Annotated in this window: 1 protein-coding gene; it reads left to right on the top strand. The window is 70.2% G+C overall.

The features are described from left to right. Positions 1-95: 95 nt before the first annotated feature. A partial coding sequence (locus Q0L15_RS20110) for a UDP-N-acetylglucosamine 2-epimerase (protein ID WP_296606406.1) occupies positions 96-299 on the top strand: 204 nt, incomplete at its 3' end.

The following is a 299-nucleotide window of genomic DNA, read 5'->3' as shown; positions in this document are numbered from 1 at the left end:
CCCCACGACAACCAGCTTGCTCATCCTGCTCCTCCTGCGCACCGAGGCCGCTGCTAAGGTGCGGCAGCCCACGACCCTAGCCGAGAGGTGTCGTCATGACGGACGCCCCCCGGGCCGCGCGGACGGTCTGGCACGTCACCGGAGCACGCCCCAACTTCCCCAAGGCGGCACCCGTGCTGCGGGCGCTGGCGAGCCGCGGCGTGGACCAGCGTCTGGTCCACACCGGCCAGCACTACGACGACAACATGTCGCGCGTCTTCTTCGAGCAGCTCGCGCTCCCCGAGCCCGACATCAACCTC

The sequence above is a fragment of the Nocardioides sp. genome (assembly GCF_024509035.1).
GTDB lineage: Bacteria > Actinomycetota > Actinomycetes > Propionibacteriales > Nocardioidaceae > Nocardioides.
Note: the sequence above shows the minus strand (reverse complement) of the source record. Positions and strands in the feature narration are given on the sequence as shown.